19 protein-coding genes are annotated in these 15570 nt (G+C 66.1%); 7 read left to right on the top strand and 12 right to left on the bottom strand.

All coding sequences use genetic code 11. The features are described from left to right. Positions 1-17: 17 nt before the first annotated feature. The 9 genes from ABH924_RS21260 to ABH924_RS21300 all read right to left on the bottom strand — a co-directional run bounded on the left by ABH924_RS21260 (position 18) and on the right by ABH924_RS21300 (position 7539). A complete protein-coding gene (locus ABH924_RS21260) occupies positions 18-905 on the bottom strand; it encodes a hypothetical protein (protein WP_404501996.1) in 888 nt (295 codons plus the stop codon). 24 nt (positions 906-929) lie between these two features. After that, on the bottom strand, positions 930-1292 hold the full coding sequence (locus ABH924_RS21265; RefSeq protein WP_404501998.1) for a hypothetical protein: 363 nt from the start codon (positions 1290-1292) through the stop codon (positions 930-932). 2 nt (positions 1293-1294) lie between these two features. After that, on the bottom strand, positions 1295-1687 hold the full coding sequence (locus ABH924_RS21270; protein ID WP_404502000.1) for a hypothetical protein: 393 nt from the start codon (positions 1685-1687) through the stop codon (positions 1295-1297). After that, entirely contained in the window at positions 1684-2856 is a 1173-nt protein-coding gene (locus ABH924_RS21275) for a MinD/ParA family protein (protein ID WP_404502002.1), read from the bottom strand. Before ABH924_RS21275 ends, ABH924_RS21270 begins: the two co-directional genes overlap by 4 nt. A 199-nt stretch (positions 2857-3055) precedes the next feature. After that, positions 3056-3688: a hypothetical protein gene (locus tag ABH924_RS21280; RefSeq protein ID WP_404502004.1), complete on the bottom strand. Its 633-nt coding sequence runs from the start codon at positions 3686-3688 to the stop codon at positions 3056-3058. After that, entirely contained in the window at positions 3685-4809 is a 1125-nt protein-coding gene (locus ABH924_RS21285) for a CHAP domain-containing protein (protein WP_404502006.1), read from the bottom strand. The genes ABH924_RS21280 and ABH924_RS21285 overlap by 4 nt, the downstream gene beginning before the upstream one ends. 103 nt (positions 4810-4912) lie before the next feature. Further along, positions 4913-5680 carry a hypothetical protein gene (locus ABH924_RS21290; RefSeq protein ID WP_404502008.1) on the bottom strand — a complete coding sequence of 256 codons (768 nt, stop codon included), beginning with the start codon at positions 5678-5680 and terminating at the stop codon, positions 4913-4915. Between the two features lie 51 nt (positions 5681-5731). Further along, the gene (locus tag ABH924_RS21295; protein ID WP_404502010.1) at positions 5732-7108 is read right to left on the bottom strand and encodes a hypothetical protein; all 1377 of its coding nucleotides are present in this window, start codon (positions 7106-7108) and stop codon (positions 5732-5734) included. Further along, complete coding sequence (locus ABH924_RS21300) at positions 7105-7539, bottom strand: hypothetical protein (protein ID WP_404502012.1); 435 nt, start codon at positions 7537-7539, stop codon at positions 7105-7107. Before ABH924_RS21300 ends, ABH924_RS21295 begins: the two co-directional genes overlap by 4 nt. 196 nt (positions 7540-7735) lie before the next feature. Between ABH924_RS21300 and ABH924_RS21305 the strand changes: the two genes are divergently transcribed. The 7 genes from ABH924_RS21305 (at position 7736) to ABH924_RS21335 (ending at position 13727) form a co-directional block, all read left to right on the top strand. Continuing rightward, positions 7736-10063: a hypothetical protein gene (locus tag ABH924_RS21305; RefSeq protein WP_404502014.1), complete on the top strand. Its 2328-nt coding sequence runs from the start codon at positions 7736-7738 to the stop codon at positions 10061-10063. A gap of 101 nt (positions 10064-10164) precedes the next feature. Then, positions 10165-10830 (top strand): hypothetical protein, encoded by a 666-nt coding sequence (locus tag ABH924_RS21310; protein ID WP_404502015.1) that lies wholly within the window; start codon positions 10165-10167, stop codon positions 10828-10830. Further along, positions 10827-11273, top strand: a complete 447-nt coding sequence (locus tag ABH924_RS21315; protein ID WP_404502017.1) for a hypothetical protein — start codon at positions 10827-10829, stop codon at positions 11271-11273. Before ABH924_RS21310 ends, ABH924_RS21315 begins: the two co-directional genes overlap by 4 nt. Next, positions 11270-11932, top strand: coding sequence for a hypothetical protein (locus ABH924_RS21320; RefSeq protein ID WP_404502019.1), 663 nt, complete (start codon positions 11270-11272; stop codon positions 11930-11932). The genes ABH924_RS21315 and ABH924_RS21320 overlap by 4 nt, the downstream gene beginning before the upstream one ends. Continuing rightward, positions 11929-12228, top strand: a complete 300-nt coding sequence (locus ABH924_RS21325; protein WP_404502021.1) for a hypothetical protein — start codon at positions 11929-11931, stop codon at positions 12226-12228. The genes ABH924_RS21320 and ABH924_RS21325 overlap by 4 nt, the downstream gene beginning before the upstream one ends. After that, the gene (locus ABH924_RS21330; protein ID WP_404502023.1) at positions 12225-12986 is read left to right on the top strand and encodes a class F sortase; all 762 of its coding nucleotides are present in this window, start codon (positions 12225-12227) and stop codon (positions 12984-12986) included. The genes ABH924_RS21325 and ABH924_RS21330 overlap by 4 nt, the downstream gene beginning before the upstream one ends. A gap of 54 nt (positions 12987-13040) precedes the next feature. Next, positions 13041-13727: a DUF3800 domain-containing protein gene (locus ABH924_RS21335; RefSeq protein ID WP_404502025.1), complete on the top strand. Its 687-nt coding sequence runs from the start codon at positions 13041-13043 to the stop codon at positions 13725-13727. A gap of 297 nt (positions 13728-14024) precedes the next feature. Here the strand turns inward: ABH924_RS21335 and ABH924_RS21340 are convergent, their stop codons facing one another. From ABH924_RS21340 to ABH924_RS21350, 3 genes are all read right to left on the bottom strand, one after another. Next, positions 14025-14306 (bottom strand): HU family DNA-binding protein, encoded by a 282-nt coding sequence (locus ABH924_RS21340; RefSeq protein ID WP_404502027.1) that lies wholly within the window; start codon positions 14304-14306, stop codon positions 14025-14027. Between the two features lie 65 nt (positions 14307-14371). Further along, on the bottom strand, positions 14372-15166 hold the full coding sequence (locus tag ABH924_RS21345) for a hypothetical protein (RefSeq protein ID WP_404502029.1): 795 nt from the start codon (positions 15164-15166) through the stop codon (positions 14372-14374). Positions 15167-15274: 108 nt separating this feature from the next. Then, complete coding sequence (locus ABH924_RS21350; protein ID WP_404502031.1) at positions 15275-15469, bottom strand: hypothetical protein; 195 nt, start codon at positions 15467-15469, stop codon at positions 15275-15277. Between the last annotated feature and the right edge of the window lie 101 nt (positions 15470-15570).

Raw genomic sequence — 15570 nt, forward strand, 5'->3', positions numbered from 1 at the left:
GGGCAGAGCCGGTTGTCTCAGCGGTGCGCATTGGCGAAGTCCACCCACCCCAGGATCGGGCCGGCGCTGTCCGGGGCCGTGATGTCCGCCCATTGCGCTGCAGTGATTCCCGGGGAACGGACATCGTAGAACCGTCGCGGGTAGCCCGTCAGAGTCAGCGGTATACCGGCATCGGTGCTCACGGAGTACACATCAATCAGGGAAACGATCTTCCAGTCCCCCCGTGCCCATCCCAGCTGGATCCGGTACGTGGAACAAGCCGGGATGCCGCTGACCTTCCGGGCGTAAAAGTCCTCCCGGTATGTGACCTCGCAGGAATATACCTGGATGATCGCGGACGTCCCCGGATTGCAGCTCTCCACTTTGAACGCCCCTCCCTCATCCACGAAGTTGTCCCTGCGGTGTCCCGGGGTGGTCCCGGAAGCGGTGGCGTTACGGGCGGAGACCTGCCCGAAATTCTGCGCCTGCCCCGGGTCAAGGAACACCTCGGTCAGGGTCGCCGTGTAAGCCTTGTCCGTGGCCGGCCTATACACATCAACGGTGGTCTCGTAATTCGCGGCTGCCTGCACCGCACCCGTGCACGTGGCCTCGTACCCGATTCTTGTCACACCATCCGCGGACACGGTCTTCCCACCGGAACCGGCCTCTAGGAGACCAACACGTGACGCGTCCGCCGACGGCGTGGCACTGGCCGCAACCCGCGACGAAGACCCGGCCGCCGGGACAAGGGCACCGGGAGTGTTCGCCCCCGGGCCAAGCACCATGCCGGTGACCACGGACGCGGCGACGGCGGCGACAAGGGCAGCACTTGCCGGGATCAGCCACCGGCGATGCCGGTGCGCCCAGGACGGTCCCGGTGCCGTCGCCCGTGTTCCGCCGTCGTCCGGTGTTGTTGTTTCAGTCATTGTTGACACTCCTTTAAACAGGGCTCAGGGTGCTGGGGCCGGCGTGTAGTTGGCGATGGTGTTGCCGAACACGATATAGCCGCCCAGGATGATCGCGGCCCCCAGCAGCAGGCCCAGACCGGTCAGCGCGGTCCGGAACCGGGTCGTGGCCTTGATCAAGCCATCGGCGTCCCCCGCGTCCCCGGCTTTCCTTGACGCGGCGAGGGCGGCGAAGAGGCGGAACGTGGACAGGATGATCAGCCCACCCCAGACGGCCCCCAGCAGCGCAGCGACCGGCACGGAGAAATCCGTGCCGAAAATATCGATCCTCGGGACCGTCGGCCGGTACGGGTCAAGTTGCGGATCCGCAGGCACCCGCAACCAGGCCAAGGAGAACTGGCCCGGCATGCCTATGCTCCGCTGTTGACGCGGTTGACGAAGATGATGATGCCGCCGATGATGATCGGCAAGGCGAAACTCAGGGCGAGGACGAGGCCGCCGGTTTTGGCCTGGGTCAGACCTGCGGTGACCTTCTCCGGTTCGTTGCTGCGTTTCTGCGCGTGCCTGGCAGCGCCCAGACCGGAGAAGATCATGAAGATCGCCGCCACGGAACAGAGTGCCCAGGCGAAGCCCAGCAGCAGCGTGATCCCGAGATTGATCTTCCCGCCGAAAATGGTCAGGTCCGGGCTCACGTTACCGAGAGGGTTCGTGATCTCCGCGGGCAGCACGGAGTTCAAGGCCAGGTGCGCGCGGGTCCCGGCCGCGGTCGCGAGGTCAATGGTCATGCGGGTCAGGTGGTTCATTTCAGGTTTCCTTCGTAGTTGGTGAACTGATCGGTCATGGATTGGTCGGTAAGGGCCTGCGCTTCGGCCGGCGGTGGTACCGCCGTGTGCAGCTCTTTCCCCGGTGGTTCGGTGGCCGGTGGCTGGTGTCCGCGGTTGGTCAGGCCTTCGGCGATGAGCGCCGCGGCTTCCAGGAACGCGTTTCGCGTCGGTTCGGCGAGGAGCCGGTAGTCGATGGTCGAGCGGGCGGCGATGTGCCCGTCATACGGGACCTCGACGATGGTCCGGGCCCAGGTGCCCAACCAGTCCAAGGCTTTCTGCCGGCTCGCACTTGTCGCGTCCGCGGGGTTGGCGTCGGTGAGGATCACGATGGCGGTGTTGACCAGATCGGCCCGGCCCATCGCTTCAAGCTGATCGATCAGCATCGACACCGCCCACAGCGAGTCCGGACCTGCCGTGGTGGGGATGACCAGCTGGTCACAGACTTCGACCGCGGCGAGGAAGTTGGGGCGGCGGGTGTTGTTCCCGGTATCGATGATGACCAGGTCCCGGAAACGGGTGAGGAGCTGGTGGATCCGCCGGAACTCCGGTGCTCCGAGCTCCAACGGCCGGGCAGCGTCCTGATCCGAGACCAGGACGTCGAAGAACGCCCCCGGCTGCGCACGCCAATACGCCCCAAGGTCTCCTGCCCGGGCATCGATCCGGTCAAAGTTCCCGGCATCGGCCAGCAGATCAATGACGGTACGGGACCCGCCGTTGGTCATGGTCCGCACCCCCAGACCGCCGAACGACTCGTGGGTGTCCCAGGCCAGCACGGACCCGCCGCGCAGGGTCCCGAACGTCCCGGAAATCCCGAGCACACACGCCGTGACCCCTGAACCGCCGCAAGGGTTGGCCACGAGAACGTTCATCGGGCGGGAGAACTGGCGTTGCGCGGCCGCGGTACGCTCACGAAGAAGCTGTTCCGCCGCAGGGTCCGGGGCCCTGCGGAACAGGCCCAAACCGGCCTTCTGCCGGAAACCGGACAGCCCGGCCTTCCTTTCCACCGGTGCCGCTGGTGCGGTGATGAGGTCCAGGTGCGGGCTTCTGCGTTCCCGCACGTACGTCCCGGCAGGCGCGAGCCATTCCTCCACCCGGCACAGGGGGTCCTCAGCTTGGTGCTGTTCCGTTTCTTCCTGCGTGACCGCCACAGACGGGTCCTCCCGGGGCATAGGAGGCACCCGCAGGCGCCGGGAGAAATCAGTCGGTGCCGATGTTCCCTGCCGTTCCAGTCCTTGCCAGTTACTCAATGTGTCCTCGTTCTCTGTGATGATCGGATGCACACCGTGACAGTCGGTGCTCTCCGGTGGTGGTTTCTCCGTGGTGGCCTGTGGTTCATGGGTGGCCGGGCTACTGGAGGCTGCGCAGGGTCGGGGGGATCACGTACCGCACCAGCCACGGCGCGGTAGCGCCGTTGCGGTGCAGCTGCACGATGAACACTCCCCCGTCGGTGGTCACCGGGACCTGGACGGTGTAAAGGTTTCCCGGGTCCATCACCCAGTCCCCTGCCCCGCGCACGCTGGAGGCGCCGACGAACCGGGGGTTCACCGAGGCGTTTTCCTTGATGAACCCGGCCGTGGCCACCGGCCGCAGCTCATCAAGCCACCGCCCGGGGTCAAGATAGGGGCGGGCGTAAAGGATCATGACCTGCACCGCGGCCGCCTTCGCCGCATCCTTCGCGGCCGCGTCCGTCGCGGGCGCAGGAACGGAGGACTCAGCCGGGGCCTGCGGGCTCTTTTCATTGATCGAACCACCAGGCCGGGAAGCCGTCGCCGAGGCAGTCGCGGACACGGCCGGGGACGACGCTGCCATGGACGACGCTGTCTGGGTTGGTGGGGAGGGTGGGGTGGCGGCGCATCCGGCGAGTGCTGCCAGAACCAGCAAGGCCGCCGGGGCGAGGGCAAAAAGTCTCACAGCGGGTGTGCGTCCTCCCACGACCGGAGCCGCCGTCGCTGTCACTGTCTTCAAAATCGTGTGCTTCATGCTGCGAGCCCCATATCTGCTTTCGTCGGGATGTACAGGAACCACGTCGGGGTGGCGTCGTTCACGGTGCGGGTGTAATAGGAGTGGTTCGGGCCCGAACCCAGGTCGATGTTGTAGCCCTCTTCCAGGAATGACCCGTCCGGGTTGACCGCCTTGACCAGGGCCACGTGCCCGTAGGCGTTGTCCTTGGTGGCCCCGTAGTAGGCGACCGCCCCTATCTGCGGCGTGTGTCCCGAGGGCCAGCCCTTGACGTCCCAACCGTCCTTCCACTGCGCCGCGAACCCCAGCCGCTGCCCGTCACCACGGAAATTGGAGTTCGTGATCCTGAACGGGGCACCCGCGGAACCCGCTGCCTGGTTGACCCTCCACAACGCGAAATCCACGCACTCGCGCGTGTACATCCCCAACGGGCCCGCCGCGTCTATCGCACCCGTGGCCCAGGGCAGGTCATCCCCGGACCCGGCAACCGTCCCGGACCCGCCGCAACCAACCACCGCCGATGTGGTGGCAGTGCTGGCCGGCGCTGCAACAGTCCCGTCGACGGACGCGTACCGGGCGGCATTGGCCCTGATCCGGGCCACATACGCCTGCGTCTCCGAATAGGGCGGGACACCGTTGAACATCCGCACCGCGCCCGGGCCCGCGTTGTACCCGGCAAGAACCAAATCCGTCAGATCCGACTTGCTGGAAGCGGCGACAGGTGCCAGTTGGGAGCGGAGGGCGGCAAGGTACCGGCCCTGCGCCGCGATCGCCGCAACCGGGTCCATGACATCGGCCCCGTTGCCATAGGAAGCCCAGGTCCCGGGCGTGAATTGTGCCAGGCCCTGCGCACCGGCGGGAGAACCAGCCCGGGGGTTCCACCCGGATTCGGCCTCCAATTGGGCAGCCAGCACCGACGCAGGCAACCCCGCCGTGCCCGCGGCAGCAACCACGTCAGGACCCCAACCATTCGGAACCCCCGACACCGTGCCGGCTCCAGCGACAGGGCCCTGGCAACCGCTGGCGGCCAACGCCGTGCCCGCGCCCTCCCCGTCATCAACGAGCAGCGCGCCCACGACAAGCACCACCACGGCCAGCCCGGCCAGCAAGGCCTTCAACCAGCCCGCCGTTTTCCCGAACACGTCCACCCCCTTTTCCGTTCCCTTTGATTACCCCCGGGCACCGTCCGGTGCGTGGGATTGTGCCGGGACGAGGAACCACCCCCGCCCCGGCACACCACACCTATTAGTGAGCGGTTGTTGCCCTGTGTCTCCCGGGCCTGCGTCCACGCCGGCCCGCTACGACAGCCCCCGCACCGGCAACGATCAGACCGGCCCCCAGACCCAGCAACGGCCCATCAGCACCGGAGGCACCCGTAGCCGCCAACACGGCACCGTTGCCGCGAAACGCCGGAACAACAGCGCCCGCCGGAACTCCGTAACCCTGCACCTGCGCCACAGGAACCGCCGCCACCAGCGCAGGCGCAGGAACAACAGGGGCAGCAGGCCCGGTGACCGGGGCAGGGGAAACCGGAACGACCACCGGAGCCGACGGCACCACCGGAGCAACCGGTACGACCGGTGTCGTGGGCGTTACCGGATCCACCGGCGCGGGCGGCGGTACTGCAGGTGTTGTCGGCGTTACCGGGTCCACCGGCGGCACGACCGGAGCAACCGGTACGGCCGGGGTCGAGGGCGCAGGTACCGGTGAAGGTGCGACCGGATCAACCGGTGCGACCGGGGCCGGCGTTGCTGCCGGTGCGGGGGCTGTGGCCGGTGGTGTCTGCGCTGCAGGGCCAACCGCCGCCGTAGTGGTGGACGCTGTCACGGACGGTGCCGTCGTGGCAGGGGTCGGTGTCGTGGTGGCCGGTGGTGTTGACGTCACGATGGCCGGGCCGGCGGCGTTCGCCCCGGCGGCAACGCTGAGCATCAGCGCCGGGCCTACCAGCACGGCAGCGGCCAGTCTGCCCGTCATTCGTCGTTGCGGCTGGGCCGCAAGATGTCTTCCTGTCATGAGTCTTCTCTTCTCTCCTCTTTGGGGGTGGGTTTCATTTCGTTTCAAGCCCTACGGCTTGGGACCAGGCACGGCTGCCTGGCCCTTTCCTTCCGTGACAAGCACGAAACCATCACCGGCGGCCAGGGGTTTGCCGGGGACGGTGAAACCTGCCACGGACCACGACCCGGCATCGGCCGGGCACCATAACGTCCCGGCCGCCACAACGGGCCCGGCACACCCCGGCGCACTGACGGCAGGCTTGTCCGCGCCCAGGGCAATGACCCCTGAAACCGTCGAGAGCCCGCCGGCACTATCGGGCCCGGAACCGATAAGAACCTGCCCGGACGTGCCGACAGCCTCTTCGCCGGCGGCAAGACTTTGCTGGAATTCGATTCCGCCCGACGCCCCCGGCCCCGTGGAATGGACGGCCAGGACACGGGAGGCCCCGGCCTGCCAGATCACCACCGTCCGGCGCTCGTTCACGCTCACCCACGACGCCACACTCGCCCCGGCCACCGGCGCGGACAGGGCAACCGTCCAGGACACCCCGGCTGCTGGCACATAGGTCACTTTCCCGCCGGACACCGCCCAGACTGATCCCCCGCCCGGCATGCCGCCGAACAAGCTGTCACCGGCCCTCAACGACTGAATCTGCACCGGTGCCCCGGCCCGGAAAACATAAAAATTCCGCCCCTGGGCACTGCCTCCGACCAGGACCGGGACAGGCCCGCGCGTCAACAAGGATCCTTTGCCCTCATACGCGGCCGCCTTGCCATCCACGACGGCCACACCGGAACCATTGCCCGTATCAACCACTCCCAGCCCGTCCCCGGCACCGGCACGGACCGCGGACGTGTCAGCGACCTTCACGGCCCCGGATATCGGGATCCGGGAACCGTCCTTGCCTGAGAGCAGCACCAAACCCTGCCCATCGACCCCGGCGACCACAGAACCAGCTGCGGCCAACGGGGAGACACCCTCCGGGACAGTCCATAACGGACTTGCCGTCACCGGAGCGCCTGACGCTTCCGGTGTCGGCCGGGGCAATGACGAGGACGCAACGACAACCCCCGCCGCGACAACGGCAAGAACACCCGCCACTCCGGCACCAATCAACACCGCCCGCCTCCGCCCCGGACGCTTCGGGATCTTCATTGGCTCTACCGCCCGGTCCGGCCCTGCACCGGTGCCGTTGACGGCTTCAGAGACTGACCCATCAACGCCCAGCACAAGACTGTGAACGATGCCCTCCGCAGGGGAAACGTCCGCACGCCACGGCCCCGGACCCTCAACACGGGCGAAGAGCTCACGCAACACAAACCCGGGAACCGCGGCGTCCTCCGGCACAATCACCGACTCGTCGCTACCAACAGCCCACTCAGGACCGTCGACACGAACCGCATCAATCAGATGGCCACGACCGGCCGCTGCGGCCGGCCCGCTCACGCCAACACCGCCAGCCCGGTCTCGGCGTCGTCCGGCAACTCGTTTTCCTCGTAGTCCGGCACAACCCACACCGGTCCTTTCGCTCCGGGGTGGTTGGTGTCCAGGCGAATCAGTATCCCGTCCGCAACCAGCCGGGCCAGGGCCTGTTCGGCGGCTGCCCGGCCCAGGCCGGCCTTCAACGCCAGCACCGGAACACTCACACCCCGGACGGTGCCGGTCTCCTCGTCCAGGCCGGACGCGAGGCCGAACTCGTCCGCGACCGACGCCACAGCCAGCAGCATCCGCTGTTCCGGTTCCTGACACAGGGCGAACTTCACACCGTGCCGGACCTGCAACAAAGTCGATACCCGCGCGAGCTCGGCATCAGGCCCAAACACCCGGCACACCTTGCCCCCGACCTTGATGGTCAAGGGCCTTTCCACCAAACGCATCCGCTACCTCTTTCACCTCCCGGCCACCCTCAAAAAAAGGGGGGTACCGAACCAAAAACTTCCTTCACCCCTATAGCGGGGGGTTTCCACACTTCACGCGAAGTGTGGAAACCCCCCGCTATAGGAGTGAGGCCCCTTCCGATTCGTAGGCGGGGTTTGCCGCAGCAGCGGCCACGGATAAGACAAAGGAAACATTTTGAGTACTTCACAAGAACCAGACGGCCTGGGTCCTCGCCCTTCGCCGTTGACGCCCCCGGCGACCGGGGAAGGTAACCGGCGGAAGCGTTCGATCATCAAGAAAGCCTCCTCGGCGGTCCTCGCGGCCGCGCTGCTTGCCGGGGCCGGGGTGTCCATGGCGGCCCCGGCGCAGGCTTTCGGCGGCACGGACGCGCCCGGCACACACCGGGTGGGTGCGAGCATCCAGATCGCACCGCCAGCGGGCGGGTTCGGGACCTGGACGACCTGGGCGGGCACGTTCAACACAGCGAACGACAACAAGCCGGCGCTCTGCATCACCGAGAACATCCCCGCCGGGATGACCCCCGGAGGAGGCACCCCCTTCACCTCGGACCCGCAGATCATGTACCTCATCGGCGTGTACGGGAACACCACCGATGTCCTGACCGCCGAAGGACTCGCCTACCTGGGACACACCAGGGACGACCCAGCCGGAGCGGCGCAATGGATCAACTCACCGGACCCGAACATCGGGGCCATCAAAGCCAAAGCGGCGGCACTGCTCGCAGAAGCCAACGCCAACGCCGGCCCCTACACGGTTGCCCCGAAAGTGGCATTCAACCCCGGGTCCACGAAGGCCGGCACGACATCGAACACGCAACTGGTCTCAGCGTCCGGCACCGTGCAGTCCCCCGTCCCGGGCATCTTGACCTACATCAATGCCAACGGCACCGGCTTCGCGAACACCGGTGACACCGGTTCCTGGACCGCGGCCGCGTCCGGCACCGTTCAGGTATCCGAGTCTGTCCCGAACGTCCCCGCCGCCACAGGCACCGCCTATGTCGTTCCCGGGCAGCAGACCATGCTGGTCGCCGGTGACCGGACCACAGTGACCGGCGCCGGTAACGACGTCGTGGCACAGACCGACTTCCAGCCCGTCGCGACCTCCAACGCGGTCCAGATCGCGCAGAAGGGAGACAAGCTCTCCAACGTCCTGCACGTCACCACGTCCACAGGCAACCCGAACGACTGGGCCTTCGCCAACGGGGCACCCGTCCCGGCCACCTTCCAGGTCGACGTGTACCAGGACGCATCCCTCGTTCCCTCAGCCACGTTGCCGGCATCTGCGAAGAAAATCGGAACCGGGAGCGGGAGCGTAAGCGGGCCCGGTGACCTGTCCGTGAACATCACCTCCGGTGCGACCACCGCACCGGCTGCAGGAACCTACTACTACGTCGCACAATTCATCAAGGCCAGCCAGCCGGCGAACCTGCAGCAGTACTTCACCGGAGACTGGACGGAAACGAACCTGGCCACCCAGGCCTCCGTGGTCAAGGCCACACCCACTGCGGTGACCACCGCGATCGATAACGGCAACGGCACGATCGCTGACAAAATCACCATGCAGTGCGACAGCACCGACACGGTGAATACCGTCATGACCGTGACCCCGGTCCTGAACTCCAGCGCCGCGGCGCCCGTGACCGGCGGCACCACCACGGCACCGGCCGATAACAAAATCCAGGCGACTCTGCCAGCCGTGACTCTTCACTGCGGGGAGACCGTGACCACAGCCCCTGTGGCCATCCCGTGGGACTCCATCGTCAACGACTACTGGAACGCCAACCCCTCCATTGCCAAGCCGACCCTTTACTTCACCGAGACCGCGCCGACCACACCGACCACAAACCAGCTGCACCCGGTCTACCTGCACCAGGACGAATCCCTCGTCCAGACCAACCCGACGGTGAGCACCCAGGCCTCGGCCAACGGCACCGTGCCCGTCACCGCGACGGACCTGGCGACCGTGACCGGGACCGTCCCCACCGGCACCGGCGTGAGCACCGCCATCGACTGGAAGCTGTTCAAGTTCGCCCAGGACACCACCGGCTCCGTTCAGGCCGTCTGCATGAACCCGTTCTGGACATCAGCCAGCCCGGTCAACGTACCCGCCGCAGGGGCCTACACCTCCGCCCCGGTGACCCTGACCGACTCCGGGACCTACGGGTACGTCGAAACCCTCACGGTCACCTACCCAGGAACCAGCGGCGTCAAAACCGCTGTCCTGCACACAGGTGCGTGCGGGGAAACCAGCGAATCCGTTGTGGCCTTCCCCGTAGCCGCCATCGTCACCCCGGACAAGCCCGAATTGGTTGCACCCCTGGCGAACACCGGTGACATCACCCCCCACCAGGGCACGAACGACCTTCTGCTCGTCGGGGGCCTCGCCGGTCTCGGCGCAATGATCCTCGCGCTCATCACCATCGGAGCCGTACGCGTCCAGAAACGCAAAGCCGCCGCCATGAACACCGGTGACGACACCACACACGCGGACGAACTCATCTAACACCAACGCAACACCCAAACAGGAAACACGCGGGGCACCCTTCACCGGCCACATCAGCCGGCGAAGGGTGCCCCGCCCCACAACCCGCCAAGGACCACACCATGACTGAGAAGACATCACCCGAAGCAGCCAACAGTCTCCGCCAGGCCGCAAACCCATTCGCCCGCGACCCCCGCAACCGCCACTACCGGCCCTTATCCACGCTGGTAGACTTCCGGACCGCCGCACACGTCATCTACAAACTCGCTGGCATTGTCTTGGTTGTTCTCCTTGCGGCTGGTCTTGCGCTTGTCGGCGTTTACTACGCCGTCCGCTTTGGCTTCACCGAACACGGCCTGGACCCCGCCGTCGCGACCAGCCTCGGGGCGGGCGTCGTCACCGCGCTCGAACACCTCAACCCGGTCATCGTCGTCACCGCCGGCATCACCCTTGCCGCAATGCTCGCCTGCGACGTCCTCACCAAGATCATCCGGACCCGGCAAGCCACACCCCTCTACAAGGAAACAGTCACCACTCCGACAACGACCCAGGAACCCGGACAGAGCCAAGACCCGAGCACCTGGGACACCCTCGACCCGGCACACGCACTTTCCAATCCCTCATGGGAAATAGAACATCACCCGGAACTCGGACGTGTGATCCGCATCGACGAGGAACGCTACCTACCCATCCTTAACAAGGACGGGCGCCCGGTTCTTGCCTTTATCGGCCCGACACGGGAAGGCATAGCAGCCGCGCACCGCCGAGTCCGGCAGGAGAACCCGTGACCACGGAACCCAACCTCATCGACCTCGACCACCGGCACGGACACTCCCGGGACGAGCGGCAGGCCTCGGTCCTTGCCGTTTTCGGTTTCGACACCGTCACCACGGCCGCGCGCCGGCAAGAAACCATCTGGAACACCAACCACCCGGAGGAACCACTGCACTTCGACGCGCTGCTCCACGGCCTCCGTGCGGACATGAACGAAGCCCTGCCCGAACCGTTCAAGATCCAGACGTCCGCCGCCCGGTACATCACCGGACCGGACCTGGCCCACCTGCCCATCGGCTGGGCCGTCACCGCCCGGGCAAAGTTCCACGCCATGGACCTGCACCTGGACACCTACACGGAGGCCAACGTGAACGCCTGGCTGGCACAAGGCAACGACGGCTACCCCTGGCCACCAGCCACCGGAACCACTCCCGACCAGCCCAAGGACCAGTCATGACCCCGCTTCTCCAGCTGACGGCAGGCTTCGCGGCCGCCGGCATCGGCGTACTCGGATACATCCCGTACCTCACGGGCGTCATACGGGGGACCGTACGGCCCAACCCCGTCTCCTGGATGATCTGGGCGCTTCTAGGCGTCGTGTCACTGGCGGGACAGATCGAGGGTCATGCCGGTCTTGCCGCCGCCGTCACAGCAGTCACGACAGCCGGGTGCGCCCTCATCACGGCCCTGGGCCTGAAAGGAACCCTCATCCGCAGCTCCTGGAGCGCGCTCCCGCGGACAGACCGGGCCTGCCTTGCCGGGGCAATCCTGGCTCTGGCACTGCTGGTGACGATGCGTGACCCGGCCGCAGCGGTCCTTCTTTCCAACACCGTGGGGCTCATCGGGTTCATCCCGACCGTCCGGAAGGTCCTCCTTAACCCGGACGGGGAAGGAATCAGCGTCTACGCGTTCGCCGCCCTGAAATTCCTGCTCGCGGTCCTCGCTATCCAGGAATGGTCCGTGACGACCTGGCTCTACCCGGTACTCTGCGCCGCCGAAGAAATCGCGATGGTCGTCATCATCCTCGCTACCCGCCACCGGCACCGGGGCGGTCTTCGGACACCACGCGAGGCCCTGCCCAAGACCACCATCCAGGAGAAGGGACCCACCCGTTGAGAACCGCAACCCTTACCCGCAGCCCACACCGGGACCGCGCGGCAACTGCCTCCATCCTGGCCACGCTCCGCCACCCGCAATTCAAAAACACCTACCGGCGGGCCTGCGCTCTTGAGGCAGGAGCCAACCCCGCCCAGCTCGCCGCACTTGCCCTCCTGGAACACAGATACGACAACCACTACCCCGAATACGCCACCGGGCCGGACGGCAGTATCACCGCCACCTATACCCGCCCGGACACAGCCCCGGTCACCGCGTGCGTCCGCGCGGACGGGACCACCCGGATCCGCCAATGACACACATCATTTCCGGGACGGAATCCTTTGTCGATGACGAACCAACAGGCGCGCCAGGTGGCCCGGGCAGGGAGGCCGCTGTCACCCGTGCCGGGCGGGCCCGCCTGGCACGACGTGCCAGGCGTCGACGTCGCTTCTTCATAGCCGGCATTGTCACGGCGTTCCTTCTGGGGTTCAGCGCCGTGACCGCCGGCCTACTTGGGTTCGGGATGCCACAGACCTTTCAGCAGGCCCCTGTCGTTGAGCACCCCTTCACGGCCGCGGATCCCGACACGCACGCCGGGCCCGAAACACCCCCGGTCATGGGGCCGTTGGAGATCGCCATCCCCTCCATCGACGTCCACGCCCACATCGTCGACATCGGACTCGAACCGGGTTCGGACGCCATGGTCATCCCGTCCTCGGACAAAGTAGGCCACTACACCCCCGCTGCGCCCATCGGCGCCGCCAAGGGGTCAACCCTGATCGCAGGGCACGTGAACTTCGCCGACTGGTCACCAGGTGCCCTGTGGAACCTCTCCAAAGCCGTCAAAGGCGCCCACGCCTACATCACCGACGCTTCAGGGAAACAGTTCACCTACACGATCACCACCGCCAGGACCCTCACCCGCAAACCCCTCCCGGCCGACACCTACGCCACCGACGGGCCACCCCAACTCACGATCGTCACCTGCGCCGGCACCCCAGGCCCCGACGGGAAAGTCCTGAACTACGACCAAAACACCATCATCACAGCCACCCCCATCCGAGGCCCATGACCAATGAGAGTCAAAGCGCATTGCCACGGTAGCTTTGAACGCATGTCCGGCTCCATGACTCGTTTGATTTATGTCGATGACTCCGGCGATCCCAAGTTCGGTTGGATCGTCTACGGGTGGGTCGAATGCACCCCTGCCGGGTGGCGCATGGCGCTCCGGGAATGGCTGGAACTACGCAAAAGGCTTTGGCGCGACTACGGGATCCCGCCCGGACAGGAACTGCACACCACCCACTACGCCCAGGGCCGGGGGCGGATCTCGAAACATTTCCCTGAGAGATACATTCACGACGGTGTCGATCATTGGAAGGACTTCGGCCGTGACGTGGCCGCGGAATGCCTCGAAGTCCTCAAAAACTGCCCCGACATCAGGTGCGGGGCCGTAGCCAGGAAGACGTCGGCAACAGGCTCCGAGTACGAAGAAGAAAAGGCCGGGGTCTACACCAAGCTACTCAACCGGTGGAACGATGAGCACGCCCGGGACGGGACATTCGTGTTCGTCAGCATGGACGGCGACGGATCCGCGCAGAAGTATTTCAAAGCCCACCGGTCCCTGCCGCTGGATACCCGCCATGTGATTGAAGACCCGATGTTCCACGACTCCAAGCGGTCACAGTGGACACAAATGGCTGACCTGGTCGCCTACTCGGCCTACATGCACCTCGACCGTCACGTGAGAAACAAATTCGCGTGGGACTGGTACGTAGATTTCATCTCAGATACACCGCCGGAGCTGATCTAAGGACTTAAACAGCTAAGCCCGCCAATCCGCGAAAGCGGGGCGAGCTTGCCCATAAAGCATAGCATTACACGCGTGTAACCCGATACCTCGCCGCGGGGCTTGACCATGACAGTCCACCACAGCGCTGGCCGGTCAGGGTCCCTTGGAGGGTAGCCGGAGCTGCTTGCCCCGTGGTGGTCAGGCACCGAAGAGTGATCGCCGGGCACGTGAACATCGCTGACTTGCCGGACAATAACCGTAAGACCCGGGAAGGCCGTAGCACCCATGGGTGCGACGGCCTCCCGCGTCCAGCTCTGCCTATTTTGCGACAGCAGCCTTCAGCTTCGACCCGGCAGTCAGCTTCACACCATGGCCGGCAGCGATCTGAATGACCTCACCGGTGCCCGGGTTACGTCCGGTGCGGGCCGCCCGGTCCGTGCGCTCAACCCCAAGCCAGCCCGGAATGGTGATCTTCTCACCAGCAGCAACCGAGCTCTGGAAAACCTCAAACAAGGCATCCAACACGGAATTAACAGCCGTTGCGCTCGTACGGGCCTTACCGGCAATCTCGGAAACCAACTCGCTACGATTCATACCCAACTCCCTGACTCAACAAAACCCACACCAGCGTGCAGGCCATTGCCCGACAACCTACCAGTCGGTGGTCAGCTGCAGCGGTATATGGTCAGGACGCCGCTGCGCTTCGAAAACTCGAGTGGCCTGGATACGTAGCTAGCGCCGGTTGTATATCCCGCGACCATGGCCACAGCATCGGGATGGTCAACGTAGCCTTTCGCGCCGTCCAAAGACCCGGCCTCGGCAGTAGCCTTGGCCACACACGCGGCAGTCACCGGAACGAACGCCGGGGCGCCAAGCCTGGCACGCTCCGCAGTGATGCTCCCCAGGGTCTGCTGACCGTACATCGCCACATCATCCTGCGGGGCCGGGGCCGGGGCCGGGGCCGGGGCCGGTGCAGGCGCGGCAGGGGGAGCCGGGGCAGCCGCCTGCACGGCTGGTGGAGCCGGGGCCGGCGCCGCCGCTCCTCCAGCGGCCTGCCGGGCAGCAGCGGCCGGTGCCGGGGCTGGTGCGGCGGCTTGAGCGGCACCAACACCTGCAGCGGCTTCTGCGGTTGGATCCGCCACAGCAGGGGCATCCGCAGATGGTTGACCCGTCGAGCTAGCCGACGGCGCCTCAGTGGCGCTCGTGGACGGCGTAGCAATCGCTGTGGCGGTGGGTGCCGGGGTTTTGCTGACTGTGATGGTGGGAGCCGCCGCAGCGGATGCGGATCCTGCCGCTGCCGGGAGCGCGTCGCCAGGGGTGGTTGACGCGGCGATCGCCACACCGGTGCAAATCCCTGCCACACACAGAGCGGCGGCCGCGGCGATGATCCTGGTCTTCACCGGGACGGCTTTGAACCGGTCAGTGAGCGTCAACGGCGTTGGTTCCTGGTTCTCAGTCATGCTGGGTCCCCTCGTTTTTCGTGTTCATTGATCTAGTACCCGCGCCTGCGGGAAAGTGACGATGATTCGGGGGTTTCATGCCCCGCAAATCCTGATCCCAGGGCATTCTTATTGCTCGTAGCCTGCCGGGATCGGCGGGAGTCCCAACACGGTCACGGCTGTTGTCCAGTCCGTGGCCAAAGCCTGCTGTGCCGGGCCTAGTTTCACCCCGTGCTCGCGGACGGCTTTGCACACGTAGTCCTCCACCCGGTCCTTGGAGTTGTGCACCATCGAGGACGGCCCGCCCGTGCCGGGAAGGAACATATTCTTATCTAGAAGTGCCGGGTGTTCTCGAGTCCGGAATGGCCTATTCCGGACGGTGAGTGGTCAGGAGCCGGTGTCCGGCCAGTCGACGATACGCGGGC

This window comes from Arthrobacter sp. GAS37 (assembly GCF_044908325.1).
Taxonomy (GTDB): domain Bacteria; phylum Actinomycetota; class Actinomycetes; order Actinomycetales; family Micrococcaceae; genus Arthrobacter; species Arthrobacter ramosus.